This is a genomic window from Phycisphaerales bacterium (assembly GCA_040221175.1).
GTDB lineage: Bacteria > Planctomycetota > Phycisphaerae > Phycisphaerales > UBA1924 > JAHCJI01.
Genome location: JAVJVK010000007.1, coordinates 37,056 through 58,687 on the forward strand (window position 1 = coordinate 37,056; position 21,632 = coordinate 58,687).

General features: G+C 66.0%; 13 protein-coding genes and 2 tRNA genes. 8 read left to right on the forward strand and 7 right to left on the reverse strand.

From position 1 onward, the window contains the following. Positions 1-48 precede the first annotated feature (48 nt). The 8 genes from RIE32_07775 (at position 49) to RIE32_07810 (ending at position 10,861) form a co-directional block, all read left to right on the forward strand. Positions 49-480 carry a PGPGW domain-containing protein gene (locus RIE32_07775; GenBank protein ID MEQ9096145.1) on the forward strand — a complete coding sequence of 144 codons (432 nt, stop codon included), beginning with the start codon at positions 49-51 and terminating at the stop codon, positions 478-480. Positions 481-703: 223 nt separating this feature from the next. Next, complete coding sequence (locus RIE32_07780; protein ID MEQ9096146.1) at positions 704-3,781, forward strand: tetratricopeptide repeat protein; 3,078 nt, start codon at positions 704-706, stop codon at positions 3,779-3,781. 3 nt (positions 3,782-3,784) lie between these two features. After that, positions 3,785-4,525 carry a MotA/TolQ/ExbB proton channel family protein gene (locus RIE32_07785; GenBank protein ID MEQ9096147.1) on the forward strand — a complete coding sequence of 247 codons (741 nt, stop codon included), beginning with the start codon at positions 3,785-3,787 and terminating at the stop codon, positions 4,523-4,525. A gap of 3 nt (positions 4,526-4,528) precedes the next feature. Further along, positions 4,529-4,942 (forward strand): biopolymer transporter ExbD, encoded by a 414-nt coding sequence (locus RIE32_07790; GenBank protein MEQ9096148.1) that lies wholly within the window; start codon positions 4,529-4,531, stop codon positions 4,940-4,942. A 3-nt stretch (positions 4,943-4,945) separates the two neighbouring features. After that, entirely contained in the window at positions 4,946-7,729 is a 2,784-nt protein-coding gene (locus tag RIE32_07795) for a hypothetical protein (GenBank protein MEQ9096149.1), read from the forward strand. Positions 7,730-7,795: 66 nt separating this feature from the next. Next, the gene (locus tag RIE32_07800; GenBank protein MEQ9096150.1) at positions 7,796-8,689 is read left to right on the forward strand and encodes a sterol desaturase family protein; all 894 of its coding nucleotides are present in this window, start codon (positions 7,796-7,798) and stop codon (positions 8,687-8,689) included. Positions 8,690-8,750: 61 nt separating this feature from the next. Continuing rightward, positions 8,751-10,361 (forward strand): hypothetical protein, encoded by a 1,611-nt coding sequence (locus RIE32_07805; protein MEQ9096151.1) that lies wholly within the window; start codon positions 8,751-8,753, stop codon positions 10,359-10,361. Positions 10,362-10,378: 17 nt separating this feature from the next. Further along, positions 10,379-10,861 carry a VOC family protein gene (locus RIE32_07810; protein ID MEQ9096152.1) on the forward strand — a complete coding sequence of 161 codons (483 nt, stop codon included), beginning with the start codon at positions 10,379-10,381 and terminating at the stop codon, positions 10,859-10,861. A gap of 69 nt (positions 10,862-10,930) precedes the next feature. Here RIE32_07810 and RIE32_07815 read toward each other — a convergent pair. The 7 genes from RIE32_07815 to fusA form a co-directional block, all read right to left on the reverse strand. Then, positions 10,931-11,005, reverse strand: a tRNA-Pro gene (locus RIE32_07815). 184 nt (positions 11,006-11,189) lie between these two features. Next, complete coding sequence (locus RIE32_07820; GenBank protein MEQ9096153.1) at positions 11,190-13,886, reverse strand: GC-type dockerin domain-anchored protein; 2,697 nt, start codon at positions 13,884-13,886, stop codon at positions 11,190-11,192. Positions 13,887-14,305: 419 nt separating this feature from the next. Further along, positions 14,306-17,428, reverse strand: coding sequence for a GC-type dockerin domain-anchored protein (locus tag RIE32_07825; protein MEQ9096154.1), 3,123 nt, complete (start codon positions 17,426-17,428; stop codon positions 14,306-14,308). A 287-nt stretch (positions 17,429-17,715) separates the two neighbouring features. Further along, positions 17,716-17,797 (reverse strand) — tRNA-Tyr (locus tag RIE32_07830). A 39-nt stretch (positions 17,798-17,836) separates the two neighbouring features. Then, the gene (locus RIE32_07835) at positions 17,837-18,646 is read right to left on the reverse strand and encodes a hypothetical protein (GenBank protein MEQ9096155.1); all 810 of its coding nucleotides are present in this window, start codon (positions 18,644-18,646) and stop codon (positions 17,837-17,839) included. A 21-nt stretch (positions 18,647-18,667) separates the two neighbouring features. Next, entirely contained in the window at positions 18,668-19,297 is a 630-nt protein-coding gene (locus tag RIE32_07840) for a nucleoside monophosphate kinase (protein ID MEQ9096156.1), read from the reverse strand. 177 nt (positions 19,298-19,474) lie between these two features. Next, positions 19,475-21,595: an elongation factor G gene (fusA, locus tag RIE32_07845; protein MEQ9096157.1), complete on the reverse strand. Its 2,121-nt coding sequence runs from the start codon at positions 21,593-21,595 to the stop codon at positions 19,475-19,477. Positions 21,596-21,632 lie beyond the last annotated feature (37 nt).

A 21,632-nucleotide genomic window follows, 5' to 3' on the forward strand; every position in this document is an offset into this window, starting at 1 on the left:
TTTCAGCGGCCGCTCGCGAGGCATCGCGGGCGGCCGCTACGCTTTTCCGTGCCAGCGTGGATCTCCGACAACGAAGCGATGCTCTGGGGCCTGGGCCTGGTGTCCGTGGTGGTGTTCGTGGGCAGCCTGCTGATCATGCCCGCCCTGATCGTCCGCATCCCCCGGGACTACTTCGTACACGATGTCCGGCCGCCCTCGCGGTGGGCCTCTCACGCGCCCTGGCTTCGGCTGAGCCTGCGCATTGGCAAGAACGTGCTCGGCATCGTCCTTGTCCTCGGTGGCATCGCCATGCTCGTGCTCCCCGGCCAGGGCTTGCTGACCATCTTCGCCGGCTTCATCTTGCTCGATTTTCCACGCAAGTACGCTTTCGAGAAGTGGCTCGTTCGCCACCGTTGGGTACGAGGCCCGCTGAACTGGGTGCGACGACGGAATGGGCGTGAGCCGCTGGCCTTCCGAAGGCCGACCAGCGAAGGTCTCTGATTTTCTCTGGCACCTCCTGGATCGCACAAGTTGATTGGCAACAAGAACTTGTCAACGGCGCGGCGCAGCGTGTTCGTAAACTGCACGCATGTGGGAGCAAATTTCCTGCGCCGGTGCTGAATCGCGACAGGGGTGGGTTCCCAAAGACTCTTGATACAGAGAGCCGGCACGAGGTGGCGCCGGGCGGAGAAAACAGTGTGCGGCTCGGCCGGGAGGTGTGCCCATGCGCGCCCTGCTCACGATCTCGGTAGTGGTCCTGTGCTCGCACGCCTTGATCGCACAGGACGGCGATCGGGCCCTCCGCACGGCAAATGGCCTGTTGCAGCGAGGGTTGCATGCCGAGGCGGCCAGTGAGTACGCGGCCGCCTTGCAAACGCTCGACAACGCCGACGCGCGCGACGAAGCCCGCTACGGCCTGGCCGTCGCTCGATACAACATGGGCGAGGATGCAGCGGCGATTCGAGCGCTCGAACAGATCGAGGGCGGCCCGCGTTTCGCGTTTCGGGCGGATGCCGACGTCCTGCTCATGCATCTCCATTTCCGTCAAGAGGACTACGCACGTGCCGCTAGTTCGGGCCGGGCCGCGGCAGGCCATCGCGACCATGCCGCCTGGGCTTCGACCGCGGCGCTCTTGATCGAGAGCCTCCACCGCGCGGGCGAGAACGCCGACGCCGTGCGAGCGTATACCCGATTCGAGTCGGACCTCCGTCGTGACGACCAGGCCCACCGGCGAGCGTCGCTGTTCGCGGGCATATCCCAGGCCACGATCGCCAGGAAGCCAACCGAGCACGCGACTGCTGCGGAGTGGCTCGGGCGAGTCATCATGCCGCGCGGGCGCGACGGACTGACCGACGCAGCCCTGTTCCACCAGGCGAACGCCCTCTATGCGGCCGGCGATGCCGCGGGCGCGATCGCGAGCCTCGAGCGAGCATCGGTCGATGCCTCGACGGTCCGGCCGCAGGCGATGCTCAGGCTCGCCGTCATCCTGCGTCTGGAAGCAAGACCAGGTGAAGCCGCCAACGTCCTGCGCGTACTTGCCGAACAAGCGCCTCGCTTCAGCACCGCTCAGGTGCACTACGAGCTTGGTCGCGCATTGCTGGACATCGACCAGCCCGAAGAAGCGATCCGGGCATTCGAACGGTCAGAACGACGAGCCGACCCAGATCTCGCTGATGACGTCGCGTTCTGGCATGCAAAAGCTGCGCTGCGCCGCGGTCGCCATGAAGAAGCCGCCGAAAGGCTTCGCCTCGCGATCAAGCAACACCCGACGAGTCCTTTGATCGCCGAGATGAAGTACGACCGGGCCATCGCGCTGCAACGCGATGGTCAGCCCGAAGCCGCGGCACGGGCCTTCGGCTTGTTCGTTGCCGACCACGGCGACCATCCACTGGCGCCCGACGCTTTGTTCTCGCAGGCCTCGCTCCTGCTTGAGGTCGATCAGGTCGATGAATCAGCCGGTGTTGCTCGCAGTCTTAGCCGGCAGTTTACGGATCACCCGCTCGCGTCCAGCGCGGCATTCCTGCAAGCCGAAGCGGCCTATAGAAGCAAAAACTACGAGGCCGCCGCGCGCGGATTCGCACCGCTCGTCGAGGCGGACGATGATTCGCTGGCAGACCAGGCACGCTTCCGCCTGGGCATGTCCTTCCTCGCAATGGGTCGAGCAGACCAGGCAGAGCCCCACCTGGAAGCCGTCGTCGACGGCGTGCGCACGCAGCCGGCGTTCGTGCCCGCGCTGTTCGCCCTTGGGGATATTGCCTTCGACGCCGAGCAATGGGAACAGGCCGAGTCGCGTTTTGCCGAGTACATCGCCGTGGCCGGCACTCAGGCTGCGAGCGTTGACGCCGCAATGCTGAAGCTGGCACTGGCCCGCGGTCGGCAGGGTGACACCACGGGGGCCATCGAGTCTCTTACGCAGATGCTGTCCGAGTGGCCTCACAGCGAGCACGCCCCGCATGCATTGTTCGAGTTGGGCCAGATGCACGTCGCGCAGGGCAACGATCAGGCGGCACGACGATTCTTCACGACGCTGCCGGACCGCCACGAAGATTCACGCTTCGCCCCGCATGCCCTTCGCCACCTCGCCGGCATCGCCGCACGATCCGGCGAGCACGAGCGTGCGGCGGGCCTCTATGCACAGGCCGCCGACCGCGGCGGGCGACCAATGGCACGCATCGTGGCGCTGGACCACGCCAAGGCCCTGATCAACGCGGGCGAGCCCGCGCAAGCGGCGCGGCTGCTTCACGATGCCGAGGGACCCGCACGCGCCTGGTACGTCATTGCGCTAAGCCGATCGGCAGACCATCAAGCCGCCGTCGACGCGTCCGAGGACTACACGCCGCGCGATCTGGGCGAACAGGACACGGCGCTCTACCAGTACGCACTGGCAGCCAGCCTCCGCAACACCGGCCAGCGCGAGCGAGCCACACGCATGCTGGAACAGGTCGTTGCGGGTGGGTCATCCGTCGCACCGCATGCCGCCCTCGATCTGGCGGACGCCTACCTGGCCGATGCGGACTACGCCCGCGCAGCCGATCTCCTCGAGCCCGTGTCGCAGCGCACCGACGTACCAACCACACTCGCCAGCGCCGCGACGTACAAGGCCGCATGGGCCCGCTACCAGTTGAACGACCATCGAAGCGTCGTACGGCTGCTGCAGGACTTCAACGATGACGCGCTCGCCGGACCCTCGGCCCTGCTGCTGGGCGAATCGCTCCTGGCCCTCAAGCGGGGCCGCGAAGCGGCCGAACAGCTTGCACGCGCGATCTCGGCCGGCGGGCAAGGCGTCGACGCCGACGCGGCACTCCTTCGGCTGGGCGAAGCCCACGCCGCCGCCCAAGACTGGAACGCGAGCCTCGAGGCATATGCACGGCACCGCCGCGAGCACGCCCGATCTCCCCGATGGTTCATGGCCGAGTTCGGCCTGGGTTGGGCGCTCGAGAACGCCGGCAAGCATCGGCAGGCGATAAACCACTATCAGGCCGTCGTCGACAAGCACGAGGGCGAGACGGCTGCCCGCGCCCAGTTTCAGCTGGGTGAGTGCCTCTTCGCCCTGGGCCAACACGAGGACGCCGTGCGCGAGTTGCTCCGCGTCGACATCCTGCATGCTTCGCCCACCTGGAGCCCCGCCGCCCTCTTTGAAGCCGGCCGATGCTTCGAAGCCATGGGCAAGGTGGGCGAGGCCCGAGCACAATACCGCGCCGTGCAGGATCGCTTCGCCGAGAGCTCATGGGCGACGGCCGCCGGCGAACGACTCCGCGCCATCGCAGGTCCGGGCGGCACAGCCAGCGGACGAGGAGGCTGAACGATGTCCAATACCTTCCACTTCCTACTCGCTCAGAATGCCCCGCCCTCGGTCTTCGAGCTTGCGACCAAGGGCGGCGTGATGATGATTCCCATCACGCTCTGCTCACTCGTCGTCGTCGCCGTCGTGCTCGAGCGATTGGCCGTGCTGCGCAAGCCTCGCGTCGTGCCGCCGGGGTTCGAGAAGAAGCTCCACGCGGCAATGGAAACAGGCGGACCCGCCGACGCGAGACAGGCATGCACCAAGTACGACAGCCCGGCCGCCCGCGTCATCGCAGCTGGGCTTGACAAGCTGGGTCACGGCCCGGAGATCGTCGAGAAGCACCTGACCGCCCAGGGAGAATACGAGCTGCACCTGCTGCGCAAGCGGCTGCGCATGCTCACCGTCATCGCCGCCATCGCACCGCTGCTGGGTCTCACGGGCACCATCTTCGGCATGATCCGCGCCTTTCAGACAGTTGCCATGTCGGGCGAGAGCTTGGGCAAGGCCGAACTGCTCGCCGGCGGCATCTACGAGGCCATGATCACCACCGCCGCAGGCTTGCTCGTGGCGATTCCGACCATCATCTTCTACCACTGGCTGGTGTCGCGCGTCGACGGACTTGCCCGCGAACTCGATCGAATCGCCGTCGACTTCGTCGAGCGATACGTGCTGGAACGTCAGGGTCGCTCGCATCATCACACGGCACAAGACAACGGCGCACCCGCGCCCGAGCCGGCCCTCGCCGTGGGTGCGGAGGCCTGAGCCATGCTCATCGGGAAGAAACAGGACGAGGCAGGCCCGACCATCGAGATGACGCCGATCATTGACATGGTGTTCCTCCTGTTGATCTTCTTCCTGGTTGCCACCACGTATCAGCAGAGCGAGCGGGAACTGGCAATCGCCCTGCCCGAAGCCGAGGCGGCCGGCCCGATCACGACGATGCTTCGCGAAATCATCATCAACGTCGATGCCACGGGCCAGATCATCGTCGGCGGACAGAAGCTCGAACTCGAAGAACTCCGCTCGCTCGTAGGCGACGCCGTCCGCGTGAATCCCGACCAGAAGGTTTCCGTGCGCGGCGACAAGGACATCAGCTATGGCGCCATCGCGCGCGTCCTGGACGTCTGCAAGGCCGCGGGCGTGCAGCAGCCCTTCCTCGATACGGTGCCGCTGGGGTAGCCCATGCCGTCGCGTTCAAGATTCATCCTGACCGTGCTGGCTCTTGGAGCGCTGGTGTGCAGCGTCATCGCGGCATGGTGGTGGTTCGACGCCGACCACCGATCGTTCTACACCGATGACGCCTCCATCCGGCAGTATGCAGCCGCGGCTCCCGTGCGAGACATCCTGTGGCGCGAGCCAGAATCACTGCAGAGCTCGGCAGGCGAAGTCATTGTGGGGCGAGATCCCTTCGTATCGGCCGAAGGCGATGTCCTTCTGCTCACGCGGCAAAGCGATGCGGGCGACACGGACCTGTTCATCGCCAGCCGCGTGGGAGACGCGTGGACCCAGCCACGTCCAATGGGCGAATTGAACACCATCGACAACGAGTTGTCGCCCGCGCTCTCTGCCGATGGTCAGAGGCTGTACTTCGCCTCGGATCGTCCCGGCGGCGCGGGGGGGCTCGATATCTGGATGTCGGTCCGCCAGGGCGATCTCTGGGGTGAGCCCACGCCGCTGGCTCTCAACTCCAGATTCGACGAGACCGATCCCCACCCCTTGATACAGCGCGATGGGGTCGAAGGCGTGCTGTTTGCATCAAACCGTCCGCGTGCCAGCGAGGTCGTCGGCGAGGAGCGAACTGACTTTGATCTCTACCTCGCCCAACTCGACCAGAGCAGCGTTCGCCACCTGGCCGAGTTGTCCAGCCCGGGCGCAGATGCAGGGCCCGCCGTAGCCCCGGCCGGCGACTTCGTCTACTTCACCTCCGATCGCGAGGGCGGAACGGGCGGCCACGATCTCTATCGCGCGCGACTCCACGACGACGGAGTACTCGGCCCCGTCCGAACGCTGGGACCATCGATCAACACGGCCAACGATGAATTCGCGCCCTCGCTCTCGCTCGAAGGCTTTGCAATCCAGTTCGCCACGACCCTGCACGGCGACTCGATCATTCGCCGCGCGGTCTCGCGAGAGGTATACCTCGCGCGGAGCACGACCCGCGGCGATCTGCTCTCGCTGCTGCCATGGATCCTCATCGCATTGGCCTTCGTCCTGGTGCTCGCGATGCTCCGTCGGGTGGTCCGCAATGCGCAGTGGCAGGCGCGCATCGCCACGCTCGGGCTCATGGCCAAGTGCGCGCTGGTCAGCCTTTTAGTCCACGGCGGCCTGCTGGCATTGCTGGCCGCGATGCAGGTGCCGCCAAGCGCCGGCCCGCCGGAGGGCGACAGCCAGGGCCTTCGCGTCGCCCTCTCGTCGTCCGCCGTGCGTTCATCGATCAGCGAACAGATGCACGGCTCGTCAGCCCCCGCCACGCTCGAACAGGCATCGCAGCCTTCTACCCCAGCGCCCGCCGCGTCGATGTCGTCTCCCAGCGTGACCCAAAACTTCCAGCCCAATCGAACCCAGACGCCGATTGATCGTCCAATGCGCCCCTCGACACGAACGAGCGAGAGCGCACCCGTCGATTCGCATGCCGAAGCTACGCAGGTCGATGTATCGATGACGATCGAGGCGCAGCCACCCGGTCCGAGCCTCGCTCTTCCAGAGGCAGTCCCGGCACAGCCACTCGCACACGCCGAGGAAGGCATCCGGGCCCCCGCGCAGGCAGCAACCGCGTCGGCAACGAATGGCACAGACATCGAGGCTGCCATCGAGCCCAGCCTCGTGCGACTCGACGCAGCCCGATCGTTTGCCGGCGATGACACACGCCTTGCTTCCTTCACAGCGCCGAGCGACACATCGCCACGGGACGACGCGTCTGCCGGTTCGATGGAACTGCCCGGCATCGACCTTCCACGGCTGGAAGCCGCCACGCTCTCACTTGCGACACCAACGACCGGCGAGAGCGCAACGCTCGTCCACGAGCCCGGCATCGAATTGCCACGGCCCGCTTCCGATTCGCCAGACGCGCCCCCCGACATCGCCGCCGGCGACGTTCCGCTTCCGTTGACCGAGATTGATCCCAAGGCCGACCGACCAGAGATCGCACCGGCCGCACTCACGTCCACGATCTCCGAATCCGCGCCCGGCGAACAGTTGCCCGAGGCCGTGCCCACGCTCGACCTTCCCGTATTGGCGTTCGATCCGCCCCAGGTGCGCCTGCCCGAGGAGGTCGCCCATCGGTTCGAGCTGCTCGGCATCGTGATCGATGCCCAGTCCGAAGCGCCGCTTCCGGGCGCACGCGTCCGGCTCGACCTGGAGGGCACGGCCGACCTCTCGGCAACCGCACGGGACGACGGCACGTTCGCGCTCGGCTTCGATCAGATCCCCGACAACGCCGCGCTCACTGCCACGCACGAGGGCTATACCCCCGGCGCGGTCAACATCGCCCAGAGAGACCTGCATGCAGGCCGACGCGTCGTCGTTCGGCTGCGCAAGATCGATCCGTTTGTCATCGTCATGGAAGACGAGCCCGAGGTCCATCACCTTGGCAACGACGAGTTCAGCGGCCGCATCAACAGCCAGTTCCAGCGGCGTAGCGAGGGCCTGGTGCTGCAACTGCCATTCGAGATGACCGAAGCCCACGCAAACCTCCCGCTCCGCGGCGCCGAACTCCGATTGTTGGTCAAGGGCACGCAGGCCCCGAACCCCGTGCGCATCAACGGCAGGCAGATCGCAACGCTCGCGCAGTCGCCGAGCAACGGCGGCTTCGGCGAGCAGATCATCTCGATTCCCTCCGGCGTGCTCCGGCTTGGGGAGAACGTGCTCGAGCTCGAATCCGTCGCTCGCCCCGGCAGCGACAAGGACGACTACGAGTTCGTGAATCCCCGTGTCGTTCTTCTGGTCAACGAGGACGCGCCCATCTGAAAACGCGTTCATGGCTTGAACGTTGGTGGCCACGCGGGCAACGACCGTGCTACCGTCGCGCTCGCGATGCATGACATGGTTCCCACTTTCGTTGCCGCCATTGCACTGGCGCTCTGCTGGACGCTCGAAGCCATCCTGCCCGCCGTGCCCGCCAAGGGCCGCGTCGGCATGGCGCGGCTGAACAACCTGCTCCTTGCAGGCCTCAACGCCATTCCCGCCGTGGCCCTCGCGGCCATCCTGGCGGTGGCTGACTCCATTACAAGCGCCTCGGGCTTTGGCGTGCTTCGAGCCTTCGATCTACCGTGGTGGGCCCACCTCATCCTGGCCTTCCTGCTGCTCGACCTCTTGCAGTATCTCTGCCACGTCGTCATGCACAAGGTGCCCGCGTTCTGGCGTTTGCACGCGGTCCACCATCACGCCGAGCACATGGAAGCGACGACCGCGCTGCGATTCCACACCATCGAGGTCGCCATCCACGGCGTATTCACGCTCTTGGCCGTCGTGCTGCTGGGCATCCACGTCACTGACGTTGTCATCTACAACGCCGTGCTCTTGCCCGCCGCCCTGTTTCACCACTCGAACATCCGCCTGCACCCGAGCGTCGAGCCCATCTTGCGGTGGCTCGTGGTCACGCCGCGCATGCACCGCGTCCACCATTCGCGCTGGCAGCCCGAGACCGACAGCAACTACGCCGCCGTCCTTACGATCTGGGATCGCCTCTTCGGCACCCTCGCTCCGGACCGTCGGCCCGAGGCAATCAACGTCGGCCTCGACGGCTTCGGCCCCGAGCACACCCGCACCCTGAAGGGCCTGCTCGTCACGCCCTTCAGCGATGCACGGGCCGAGCTCGGACAGCCGGCCGATCCTGACGCGGCCCCGCCGTGCACCAAAGCGGCCAAGCCTGCATCCGACCAGCAGAGGGCCCCCGCACGGACCCGTGCCCGCACCGCGACGGCCTGATAACCACCCGACGCCTCCCGCACGGGCTCCGTACCATGGCTCCTCGCAGGAGGATTCAACCATGATGAACGTTCCCGTCCCGGTTCGGCTGCTGTGCGTCTTGCTGATGCTCTGTTCGGCCGTGTGCCTTGCCGCGACCACCACGCTCGACGTCGACCGGGCCAACAGCCTGCTCGCCCGAGCCGAAACCAACCTTGAGTCCGTCGCCGCCAGCGTCCAGGGGCGCACCTCGCCCCCTAAGGGCTCGGCCGGCAAGCTGCTGATGCGTCGCCTCGAGATGTCGCTGGACGACATCAATGCCGCAAAGGCCGAACTCGAAAAGACGCCTGCGGGCGCCGAGGGTCGAGCCGAGGCCGTCGAGCGCTACACCGCCGCGGCAAGCGAATTCAATCGCCTGCGGGCCTTTCTCACCGGTTCAGATGCACCCGCCGAGCCCGAGACCGGCACGAAGCTTGACTACAAGCAGGAAGAACTGCTCAGCAACGCCAACTTCCACATCCGCGAGGTCGAGGGCAACGCCCGGGTACTGACCGAGCAGACCAAGAAGATGCGCGCCGTCGACGACCAACTCTCGATCAACTTTCGCGACGTCAACGCCCTGCTCGAGGTCGTCGCCAACGCGCGCCGCAAGACCGGCTTTGCCAAGGAAGCACTCGCCCAACTCCCCGACGACGGCAAGGGCGTTGTCCAGGCCCGCCAGAAGCTCACCAACGCCGACGCCAAGGTCTCGATCGCCAATGACTACCTCGCCCCCCTGAACGCTCGGCTCGATCAGCTCATCGATCCGGCCAACTACCCCGAGTTCGACGGCGACTACAAGCGGCTTCGCGAACTCTCGATCATGTTCGCCCGACCCGAGATCTTCGAGACCCAGCCAACCCTCGCCGGCGATACCTACCTGCAGGCCTCAGCCGCCAAGGACGAGTGCCTCCGCCTGGCTCGCAAGTACGCCCGCCTCATCCAGCAGCGTACCGGCCAGGGCGAGCAGATCGAGGGCGCGGGCAACGGCTTCCTCAAGAACCACGCCGAGTATCGCCGGGCAGCCGAGCAGAAGAAGGCCGTCCTGCCCGGCGAGATCCGCGAACACATGGCAACCGCCGCCCGCTACGCCGAGGAAGCGGTGGCCGAGCAGAAGCCCCTGTGGTTCACCGGCGGCATCCCGCAGGTCATGGGCTTTGCCGACGAGAAGATCACCTTGATCACCGCCCTCGACGAGCGAGCCGGCAACGCCCTTCGCGAGAAGTTCAACGCCACGCGGGCAAGCCTGAAGCAGCAGGCCGACTCGCTCCGCGAACTCATCATCCGCGAGAACACGATGCCTGCCGACAACTTCCAAGGCGAGGACCGCGATGAGGCGATCAAGATCGCCATCAGCGGCTGGAAGGTGCAGCAGGAAGACTTCGAACTGCTCAAGGTCCGCATCCCTGCCCAGGCCTGGGCCCGCGAGACCAAGTGGACCTACAGCAATGGCACGTGGTACTTCTCCGATCGCTCCAAGCTCCAAGTCCGCCTGCTCGTAGCCGACAAGAGTAACCCCGAACTTGCCATCGACCGCCCCATCAACGTCTGGAAGGACCACCAGAAGGGCGACACCATGATCGGCGTGCCCCTCTTCGGCATCGACGACGAACTCCAGCCCAGCGATTACATGTTGCGCTCAAAGATCAATTAAGCTCCCGGGAGCCAGCCATGCCCGACATCCGCACGTTCCTGACGTTCAACGACCAGGCCGAACAAGCCGCCCGCTTTTACACCTCGGTGTTCCCCAACTCCGAGATCACACGCATCGCCCGCTACCCCGACTTGGGCCCCCAGGCGCCCTTCACCGCCGGCAGCGTCATGACCGTCGAGTTTACCCTCGATGGGCGCCCCTTCACCGCCTTGAACCGCGGACCGCAATTCAGCTTCAACCAAGGCATCTCGATCGCCGTGTTGTGCGATACCCAGGACCACGTCGACGATTACTGGGGCAAGTTCGAGGCCGCCGGCGGGACGCCCGTCGCCTGCGGCTGGATCACCGACCACTTCGGCGTGTCCTGGCAGATCAATCCCAAGCGGCTGATCGACCTCATCACCGATGACGACGGCGCAAGGGCCGCCAGGGCCATGCAGGCGATGATGGGGATGGTGAAGATCGAGACCAGAGCCCTGGAAGAAGCCGTGGCCGACTGAGGCCTTCCGGCGCTGCCCAAGAAAGCAACAAGCCCCGCACGCTTAAGGCATGCGGGGCTTGCCCATAAATCGGGGTGACAGGATTCGAACCTGCGACCTTTTGACCCCCAGTCAAACGCGCTAACCAAGCTGCGCCACACCCCGGGTGCTACCCCATGCCGGCCGCCCCTGACGAGACCGCCCGCACGGGCCTCGATGCTATGCCCCCTGCCGGCCCGAGGCCGCTCGAAGCCGCTCGAAGCCACCGGCCCGCCCGCCACGGCCGAAGAAAAGAGCCCTCCCGGCGTCCGGGAGGGCCCGATCAAGGCTCACGCATCAGTCCGCGGGCTCAGCAGCCGGCGGCAAACTCGTTCTGGAAGGCCAGGAAGTCGAAGATGTCCAGCGTGCCGTTGCCGTCGAAGTCGGCCGAGGGGTCGCCGGCTCCAAAGGCATTCTGGAAGGCCAGGAAATCGAAGATGTCCAGCGTGCCGTTGCCGTCGAAGTCGGCCCGGCAAGCCGAGCCGCCATCGACGATGATCCGGAACGCATCGACGCCGGCCTCGGTCACCGAGTCATTGGGGGTGTCGTTGGCCACGAAACGGACGCGGAACTCGCTGGTCACGTCGACCACGTCCGACACGCGCACCGAGACCTGCACCCAGCCCGAAGGATCGTGCGAGGTGAAGTCGGCGCCCGACCAGGTCAGGCCGCCGTTGTCCGAGAACTGCACCAGGAAATCATCGGTCACGCCGTTGACGCTCTGGAACCAGCGGGCGTAGGAGACGATCGCGTCGCCATAGGCCGAAAGATCGAACTCGGGACTCACCAGGATGGTCGGCCCACCGTCGACGTCACTGTTGCCATCGACGTTATCGGTCACCCAGGCCTGACCCGAGCCATCGAAGTCGGCGGGCGGATCCTGGCGATCGCCGCCACCTGCGGGCACACCGCGATCCCATGCGCCATCGGACAGCGACGTGGACTCGACAGTCCACCCCGCGGCGGTCTCGAAGTCGAACGACACGAATTCCTCGCCCACCAGCACCGGGAAGCCGCCCTCGGAGGGAACCCGAACGGTGTCGCCCGTGTCGGCATCGGCCGTCACGAAGTAAGCAAGATCGGTCAGCCCGGGCTGACCGGGAATCGTCGCGACGTACTCGTCGCCATCGGGCGTAAGCGACACCATCTGCGTGTCGCCGTCGATGATCAGGCCCAGCATCTCCGTTCCCGCCACGAGGCCGGCAGTCGATTCCTCGATGCGCACCCGCACCTCGGCGCTCTGACCGGGCAGCAACTGTTCGGGAGCGTCGGCGATGCTGATGCTCAGCAGGTCCAGTTCCGGGCAGTCGATGCCGTGGCGATCGAAGGCCATGCAGATCGGCGCGTAGTTGGGCGTGCCGTTGCCGATGATGCCATCGTCATCGTCGACCGTCAGCACTTCGATGGCCGTCCGCGGCGTCGCCGAATCGCTTCCGTCGCCGCCCAGCGTGATCATCGACCACGCCACGAACAGGTCCTGGGCACGCTCGAGCGCGGGACCCGAGCCAAGCGTGTCGCTCATGTTCAGACGGATCCAACGCCACGAGCCGCCAAGCACCTGCCCGCACGTGTGGATCGCCGAGCCGCAGGGGTACTGCTGACGCGCTGCCTCGGGGTTTCGCACCGCTCCGCCGCCGACGAAGAAGCCCTGCCCCATCACGCCCGTGTCGTACAGGTTGATGGCCACCGAGTCGCCGTAGCCCTCGCCGAATGCACCCTGGGTGAGGCCGAGACGGTTCACGATGAAGTGCCCGTACTCGTGGGCCACCACCGATGAGAACGCGGTGTTCACGCAGCTGCCCGCCTGACGGAAGAAGTTAATCGACAGATCACGCGAATCAAAGAACGCGTTGCAGCTGTCGTTGATGTTCACGTAGGCGTCGGTCTGGCGATCGAGCCCCGTGAAGCCAGGCGCCCGGCTCTTCATGAAGTCGTACGTCAGGTTGGTGTGCAGGAACGCGTTCACCTGCGCGGTCGTGAACTGTGCGGGGCTCGGGTTGAACAGCAGTTCGGCCGGGCCGGGAGGCGTCACCATGTCGCTGGCGGTAATCTCCGAACCAGCGGTGTCCGTCACGGCCACCCACGGACCAACCAAAGCACCCTGCACCGTCACCGACGATGCGCCGGCGTGCGGAATCACGAAATCGCCGTTCAAGTCGCTCGTCGCGCTCGCGCCACCCGAGATCATGACCTGCAGCAACGGCAACCGCTGCGACACCGGCGGATTGCTCGTGGTGTCGGGCAGGATGCCCGGCGTCGCCATACCACTGACCGTGCCCTCGACGTCCACGTGCGACACCGTCGACTGCACGAGCAACTGCTCGCCCGTCTCGGCGTCAACAAACACCTCGTAAGCCTGATCCACGATCGGGAAGCTCGCGTGCTCGGCCGTCACGCGCCATGCCGGACGGGTCTGGCCCGACTCCACGCCATCGCCGCCGTGGAAGAACGCCACGAGCTCCGGCTGGCTGAAGTTCACGAAGTTCATGAAGCGAACATCGTCCCGCACCGATGCCACGGCTTGGTCGGCCGTAAGGAACACCGAATCACGCAGATCGCCGTCGGTGTTCTGCGCCAGCTTGCCCGAGGCATAGACCACGGCGTGATCAACGCCGCGATCGAGCACCAGCACGCGACCCACGCCCAGGTGCACCGGAAGGCCATCGATCGTCTGGTTGAACAGGAACGCCGTGAACTTGCCGTCGCGAACCTCGGTCTGGTGCGCCAGCTCCAGCGTCAGCTCACCAACGCCGAACTCCGAGCCGTGCTGCGCGAGGAAGTCCATGGCCGCCTGCTCGGCCGTCAGCCCCGTGGTCATGGGCACGCCATAGAACGCCTCGATTCGCCCCGCCTCGTGCTCGAGCGTGCGAACGCCCGGATACGCCTCGGCCAGGCTGTCGCCGATCACGATGACGTCGTCGGCCGATGCCGACGCCACGGCCATCAATCCAACGCCAAGACCGGCCACCAGTCGAATAGCAACGGCGTTCTTCTTACTTCCTCGCATGGAAATCCTCCCCTGTTCTCGGGATGTGGGTTGCATCGCCGGTGGCGCCCGACTCGGGCCAGCGCCGCACGCGGTCGATTCGTCCGGCAACACGGATTCACCGGCAACCAGACGAGAACTGTTACAAGTTTGCCAGAACGCCCGTTACGAGCCATTGTGACGCGCGAACGCACCACGGGCCACGCCAAAGCACGCCCAGGCGCCAGATTCCCCGCCGACGCCCGCATAGACGTCAATATCCGAGACCCGTCCGCATAACCCCCACCCATCCGCGGATGGTCTACGTTGCAAAAGCTCGGGAATCCCAACATGTCGAGCACCGCCGGATAAAAAAGCAAGGAGCCGCCCTCCTCAGGCGGCCCCTTCGCGACATCGGATGCGGGCCCGAACGAGCCCGGGCTCCGACAGGGATCAGAAACTCAGCAACCCGCGGCGAACTCGTTCTGGAACGCCAGGAAGTCGAAGATGTTCAACTCACCGTCGCCATCGAAGTCCGCGGCCAGATCACCCGACGCAAAGGCGTTCTGGAACGCCAGGAAGTCGAAGATGTCCAGCTCGCCATTGCCATCGAAATCGGCCCGGCAACCGGTGCCGTCGTCGCAGCGGAAGCCACGCACGCTGACCGCATCCACCGACGCCTCGGTCGCCGAGTCGTTGGGGCTGTCGGCCACGCTGAAGCGCAGCTGCACCGCGTTGGTCAGGTCAACGTAGTCGGTGACGGCGATCTCCATCTCGGTCCAGTCCTCGCCACCGGCGGCGTGGTCGACCGACTCGATGGTCGTCCAACCCGTGCCGTCGGTGATCTCGACCAGCAGGCGATCGTTGTCGGTCAGGCCCGCACGCTGATCGTCGTTCCAGAACCAGCGGGCGTACCGCAGGGTCACGTCAGCCGGAGCACCGGCCAGCAGGAATACCGGCGACGTCAGGATCGTCGGACCACCGTCCACGTCCTCGCCGCGCTCGTTGCCGGTCACGAAGGCCTGGCCCGAGCCATCGAAGTCGTTGTCCGGAGCGCCGCGGAAGCCATCGGGCGTGCCCAGCTCCCAGTCGCCGCTGATGGTCGTGCCCGACATGTTCCAGCCGGAAACGGTCTCGAAGTCGAACATGCCGTAGTCCAGGTCCTCACCGATGCGATCCACCGTGTAGGGACCATCGGCGCCCAGGGCCGGCAGCGTCACCACGGTGCCGCCGTCGCCGGTGACCTCCATGTAGAACGCCGGGCTCGTGCCGCACGTGGTCTCGGGCAGGTCGAAGACCCAGGTGTCGCCCGAGAGGGTCATGTCGGCGCGGGTGAAGCCCGAGCCGGTCATGTCGTAGTAGATCGACGGCGAGCCGACGAGCATCTCGTCGCCTTCGATGACCTCGACTTCGACGTTCAGGGCCGTGCCCGGAAGCGCGATGTCCGGAACATCCGAAACCAGCGACATGCCGATCGCCGGGGTCACGCCAGCAACCACCAGCGAGTACACCGAGTCGAGCTCGGCCGTCGCGGGATGGCCGTCCTGGTTGATCTCGTCGCCAAGGACCTCCACGGTCCATACGCCGCCCTCGGGCGAATCGACGAACACGTTCTCGACGTTGTCAAGATCGTTGGGCGAGCCGCCGGGCGTGGAGAAGTTGCCGTTGGTCAGGCCGTTGTTGCCGTAGTACACCGCGCCGCTGGGCGAGGTCACCTTCAGGGTCAGGTCGTTGATGCGGTGCTTGCTCGACGACGTCGTGCCGCTCGGATCGCGGTACACCATCGTCACGCGCAGATCCGGCTCGTCGCTGGCGACCTTCAGCGGGTAGCTGTTGGCGCTCAGCGGGGTCACCGGCTGGTTGGCGTCGACGATGAAGAACCGCTCGCGCTCGTCGTAGAGCTTGCCCACGTCGGCAAGGCCCCAGCCCTGACGCATACGGTTCAGGTCGTCGCTCGAGCTGGCAAAGTCATACTGCAGGCCCGTGTTGATCATCATGGCCTTGGCCGTGCTCGACACCGGACGGTTCTCGAAGACCGTGCCACCGGGCACCGCCACCGGACCGAACACGCCCTCGTTCCACATCTGGTAGAACAGGCCGATGTGGCCGGCGGTAATGGGCGTAGCGCCCGACGTGCCACCGAATTGCGTGTACGACGTGGGCGAACCGGTGGTCGCCGCGATGGTCGAGTCGTAGAAGTGGCTCAGATCGGGCTTGATGCGCCCGTCCGAAGCCGGACCCGTGCTGCCCGCGCTGCCGCCGTGGCGGTCGTCGGTCCGCGTCAGCGTGCCGAAGTGGTTGATGCCACCGACGGCCACGATGTTCTTCGCCCAGGCCTGGGGACGGCTGGGCGTGCTGCCCGAGTTCGACTGGCTCTGGGTAATCGTGATGTTGTGGTCGAACAGGATGTCGTCCATCTCGGCCGACACGGTCGTGTAATCAGTCGTGCGAGGGTCGCCCCAGCTGTTGGTCTGGAACACCGCGCGGTACGGGCCCGACGGATCGACCAGACGCGCCGTGTGCGCGTAGCGGTCGCCCAGGGCGCCGTACGCCGCGATGATCGTCTGCTCGGCATCGGGCAGGAAGCCGCGAGCCTGCGGGTTGGTGCCCGGCGCGAACACGATGCTGAACACGCTCGTGCCGTGCGACTGGCTGCCCACGGCGCCGTGCAGCAACGGAGCCGGGCTCATGCCGCTGAACTCCTGGTGGCTCAGGTACAGGCCGCTGTCCATGACCTCGGCGCGAACGCCCTCGCCGCTGTAGCCGGTCTCGTTCTCGACGTAATCGGCGCCGCCGATCATGCGGGCGATGTCCACGTCCGGCTCGGGCTCGCCGCGCACGTCCATGAAGAGCACGTCGCTGCGCTGGGCGACCGCCAGCAGCTGTGCGTCGGTCAGCCAGGCCTGCAGGCGGCCGACCGGCTCGGACTCCAGGTCGATCGCCGCGCCCATCGCGCGGATGTGCTGTGCCAAGCCCTTCAGCGAACCCTCGCCGCGACGCAGCGTCTGGATCGAATAACGCTGGAACGTCGTCGAGTCACCCGAACCGCTCAGCGCCAGGCGCTGCAGGTCCGGCTCGTCGAGCTTGTAGGCCGGGTGATACTCGCCCACCCACCGCACGAAGGGCAATGCACGAACGGCATCGACCATGCTCTCGTCGATCGTCACGATCTGTGCCTGGTCGGGCAGGAAGCGCTCGACCGTGCCGCCCAGGCGAGCGATCGCCTGGCCGTACGCCTCGAGCGGCTGGCTGATGTACTGCACGATGAATGCCTGGTTGCCGTCCACGGCCTTGAGCTGATCGGGCACCGCCGGAATGAAGCCGGCAGGATCGAACTCGGCATAACGCAGCATGATCGTGCCGCGCTGTTCCACCACACGCTGCTCGGCCCGGCCGTCGAGGCTGATTGCCACCATCGGCTGGCCCGCGTCGGTCCACGTCCGGACGTAGCCGTCGCCAACACGAACGGTCTGCGCTTGCGTCGGCTTGGCAAGCTGCTGCGACGCCAAGGCCAGACCACTGCTGGCCAGCAGCACCGCCGCCGAAGCCGCCATCACCGTCAATCGATTAGTTCCACGCTGCATGTGTCGTCCTCTTCCTGATGAGCTGTGGGGTGCCCGAAACACGCCCCCCGGGCATGCACGGCAACGCCGGGCATTCCAGCGTCTACGCCTTGCAATACAACACGCCGGGCCGGTGCGTAACCGGCTTCGGGGGTTCCTATACAATGGCGGAAAAGCCGCAGAACCACAAGCCCTTTTGCACGGCTTTCGACACCAACCGCCGCACAAACCGGGCCTTCAGTCCGGATAACCCCGCTCTTCGGTTTTCGATTGGTCCGCATCGAGCCCGGGGCTCAAGATCAACGGAATGGGCGAGGAGGGATTCGAACCCCCGAAGGCATTGCCAGCAGATTTACAGTCTGCCCCCTTTGGCCACTTGGGTACTCGCCCGCTGGGCCACCATCGTAGCCAGCGAATCGATCGAAGGCCTCAAGACTCGGCCTGATCAGCCCCGGAAACATCCGCCGCGATCTCCAACGGCGGCGGCTCCACGGGCTTGCCCCGGCGCTGCGGCAACGCCACCGGCTGCGTGCGTCCGCCCTGCACCACCGGCACCAGCAAGGGCTGGCCCGCCTGCGGATCACCCGACATCCAGACCACCAGGTCGCGCACCGGGCCGCCGCGAGCAAAGTCGAACTGCCGATAAGCCTGGCGCGGCGGCCCCTTGCGAACCGAGCCTCCACCAACCCCATTGGCCTCGAGAAAACCCGCCACCGCGCCGATCACCTCGGGCTCGGGCAGACCTCCGCCCCGCTCGTGCAGAAAAGCACAGGGACAACCCGCCGAGAGGACCTGACCCGGTGCCGCGAGATAAAGGTCTCCGCCGAACTCCATGGCCTCCAGAAGACCCGCCAGCTCCGCCGGGTGCTCCAGGCTCAACGCGTCCGAATCCACGCACCACTCGATGCCCGACGCCTGGGCGTCCAGAACGGCCCGCCGCGCATCATCGAGCAGCTCGTGCAGTTCCTCGGGCCACGGCTCGTCGGCCCAGATCTTCGCCAGGTCGGCCGCGTGCCGATCGATGCCCACCGAGGCGGTATCGATCGCCAAACCCCGGCTCTCGTCCAGATCGTGCTCGTCCAGATCGCCCAGGGCCAGCGCAATGGCCTGCAGCCCGATGATCGCCGGCACGCTCTGGCGCCATCGACCACCAGCGCCCTCGGTGGGCAACGCCACCGCCGAGCGCGCAAACTCGGTCCAACGCGCAAGCAGCACCGCCCAGGTCATCGCTTCAGGCATGCCGCAAGCCTACGCCGATCGCTACAGATCGCCTTCCATCTCCCGCTGGCCGAACAAGCGATCGTGGATGGGCGCCAAGGCCTCGAGGGTGTGCTGGAGCACCTGCACCGGCGTCCCGATGGCGTCGACCTCGTGGATCAGCTTGTTGGGATAGAAATCCAGCACGGGACGCGTCTCGTGCTCATAAACCTCCCACCGCCGACGGATCACGTCTTCCCTGGCATCATCGGCCCGATTCTCGCGCAACGCCCGCTTGCGGAGCCGCATCAGCATGGCGCTCATGTCCCGGCAGACCAGGTGCACGATCGCCTTGACCTCGATGTGCTCTTCGAGCAGCTTGGCCTGCTTCACGTTCCGGGGAATCCCGTCCAGCACCAGCAGCTCGGCGTGCGGCTTGTAGTAGCTCAGGGTCATCTGCGCGTGCAGATTCTCCTTCCACATGTCCACCGTCACGTCGTCGGGCACCAGTTCGCCCTTGGACGAATACTCGTAGAACGTCCGCCCCAGCGGCGTGTGGATGTCCAGCGTGCGGAACACCTCGCCGCACGACAGGTGATAGAACCCCGGGATCTGCCCGAGGATCTTGCCCTGCGTGCCCTTGCCCGCTCCGGGAGCGCCGAACAGCAACGCGGTTGGAACACGATCGGCCATCGTGGCCTCCCCTTCACTGGACTGTGGCGAGCCGAACAAGCCCCGCCGGAAACGTGCCCCCAAGCATAACGCCCACGCGGGTGGAAGGCCCGTTTCGGGGCCCCGCCATGCGTGGGCGTGTGCGTTTTCTGACGGTTTTTTTGATCGCCGCCGCCCCGACCGGGCCGGCAAGTCCGATCAGTCGGCCGCGATCACTTCCTGCATGAGGTTGGCCGGCATCGGGCGGTACTCCTGGAACTCCATGGAGGCCGCCGCCCGGCCCTGGCTCATGCCGCGAAGGGTCGTGGTATAGCCGAACATCTCGCTCAGCGGGCACTCGCAGGTGATCTGGCGGATGCCCGAGCCGCGGTCCTCGGTGTCGATGATCATGCCCCGACGGCTCGAGATGTCGCCCGTGACGTTGCCGAAGAATTCCTCGGGGGTCACGATGACGACCTTCATGATCGGCTCGAGCAGCACGCTGCGGGCCTTGGAGACCGCCTCGCGGAGCGCCAGGCGGGCCGCCTGCTCGAAGGCCACCTGCGAACTGTCCACCTGGTGGTACGAGCCGTCGACCAGCTCGGCCTTGATGTTGATCAGCGGGTAGCCCGCCGTCACGCCGCTGGCGGCCGTCTGGCGGATGCCCGCCTCGACCGAGGGAATGAATTCCTTGGGGATCGAGCCGCCGACGATCTTGTTCTCGAAGGCCACGCCATCGACGAACTTGATGCCGTCCTCGTCGGCCTCTTCCTTGGTGTAGGGCCGCAGGTTGATGATCACGTCGCCGAACTGGCCGCGACCACCGGTCTGCTTGACGAACTTCCCGCGGACTTCCTTGGCCTCGCCCTGGATGGCCTCGCGGTAGCTCACGCGGGGCTTGCCCACCTGCACGCCGATCTTCATGTCGCGGGTGAGCTTGTTCTTGATGATCTCAAGGTGCAACTCGCCCATGCCGGCGATGATGGTCTGCCCGGTCTCTTCGTCGTAGTGGCTCTGGAAGCTGGGGTCCTCGCGGCGAATGGTCACCAGCGCCTCGGACAGCTTGCGCTTGTCGTCGCTGGTGTTGGGCTCGATGGACATCGAGATCACCGGATCGGGGAAGTCCATCCGCTCCAGCAGGATCGGGTTGGCCGGATCGCACAGCGTGTCGCCCGTGATCGAGTCCTTGATGCCGATGACCGCCACGATCGAGCCCGCGTGGGCACGGTCGAGCGCCTCGCGCGTCTTGGCCTGCATCTGGTAGATGCGGCTGACGATCTCCTTCTTCCCGTTACCGGGGTTCAGCACGCGGCTGCCCTTCTCGAGCGTGCCCGAGTAGATTCGCGTGTAGGTCAGGTCGCCGTGGCTGTCGGCCACCACCTTGAACACCAGGGCCGACAGCGGCGCCTTGGAATCGTGCGGACGCGAGAGCTTCTTCTCGGGGTCCTTGGGATCCACGCCCTGAACCTCGGGCACCTGCGTGGGGTTGGGCAGGTAGTCGATCACGCCGTCCAGCAGGCGCTGCACGCCGATGTTCTTCAGGGCCGAGCCGCAGAAGACCGGGTTGCATGCCAGGCTCAGCGTGCCCTTGCGCAGCGCCTGGCGGATGTCCTCGACCGTGATCGAGTTCTCGTCTTCCAGGTACTTCTCGGTCAGGTCGTCGTCCAGCGAACTGGCCGCGTCGACCAGTTCGTGGCGCCACTTCTCGGCCTCGGCCATCAGGCTCTCGGGGATGTCCTTTTCGGTCACCACAGCGCCCTGCTCGTTGGCGTCGAAGTAGTACGCACGCATGCCCAGCAGGTCGATGATGCCCTCGAGCTCGTTGCCCGCGCCGATGGGGATCTGCACCGCGATGGCATTGGCGCCCAGACGCTTCTTGATGGTGTTGAAGCTGAACTCGAAGTTCGCGCCGATCTTGTCCATCTTGTTGACGTAGCAGATGCGCGGCACGCGATACCGGTCGGCCTGACGCCACACCGTCTCGCTCTGGGCCTCCACGCCCTCCTTGCCGTCGAACACCGCCACCGCGCCGTCCAGCACGCGGAGCGAACGCTCCACTTCGATGGTGAAGTCCACGTGGCCCGGGGTGTCGATTAGGTTGATCTGGTAGTCAACATCGCTGCGCGTCCAGTGGCACGTCGTCGCGGCCGACTGGATCGTGATACCACGCTCCTGCTCTTCCTGCAGGAAGTCCATGGTCGCGGTGCCCTCGTGCACCTCGCCCAGCTTGTGGGTCTTGCCCGTGTAGAAGAGGATGCGCTCGGTGACGGTGGTCTTGCCCGCGTCGATGTGGGCGGCGATCCCGATGTTACGAACCCTGTTCAGCGGCATCTCGGCCATGGCGTCGTCCTCGCGTCCTCGGTCTGTTCGCCCGTCT

Coding starts and splice junctions, on each gene's coding strand:
- fusA (MEQ9096157.1), bottom strand. CDS start 21,595: ATGGCCGAGATGCCGCTGAACAGGGTTCGTAACATCGGGATCGCCGCC.
- RIE32_07785 (MEQ9096147.1), top strand. CDS start 3,785: ATGTCCAATACCTTCCACTTCCTACTCGCTCAGAATGCCCCGCCCTCG.
- RIE32_07835 (MEQ9096155.1), bottom strand. CDS start 18,646: ATGCCTGAAGCGATGACCTGGGCGGTGCTGCTTGCGCGTTGGACCGAG.
- RIE32_07810 (MEQ9096152.1), top strand. CDS start 10,379: ATGCCCGACATCCGCACGTTCCTGACGTTCAACGACCAGGCCGAACAA.
- RIE32_07790 (MEQ9096148.1), top strand. CDS start 4,529: ATGCTCATCGGGAAGAAACAGGACGAGGCAGGCCCGACCATCGAGATG.
- RIE32_07825 (MEQ9096154.1), bottom strand. CDS start 17,428: ATGCAGCGTGGAACTAATCGATTGACGGTGATGGCGGCTTCGGCGGCG.
- RIE32_07800 (MEQ9096150.1), top strand. CDS start 7,796: ATGCATGACATGGTTCCCACTTTCGTTGCCGCCATTGCACTGGCGCTC.
- RIE32_07795 (MEQ9096149.1), top strand. CDS start 4,946: ATGCCGTCGCGTTCAAGATTCATCCTGACCGTGCTGGCTCTTGGAGCG.
- RIE32_07840 (MEQ9096156.1), bottom strand. CDS start 19,297: ATGGCCGATCGTGTTCCAACCGCGTTGCTGTTCGGCGCTCCCGGAGCG.
- RIE32_07820 (MEQ9096153.1), bottom strand. CDS start 13,886: ATGCGAGGAAGTAAGAAGAACGCCGTTGCTATTCGACTGGTGGCCGGT.
- RIE32_07780 (MEQ9096146.1), top strand. CDS start 704: ATGCGCGCCCTGCTCACGATCTCGGTAGTGGTCCTGTGCTCGCACGCC.
- RIE32_07805 (MEQ9096151.1), top strand. CDS start 8,751: ATGATGAACGTTCCCGTCCCGGTTCGGCTGCTGTGCGTCTTGCTGATG.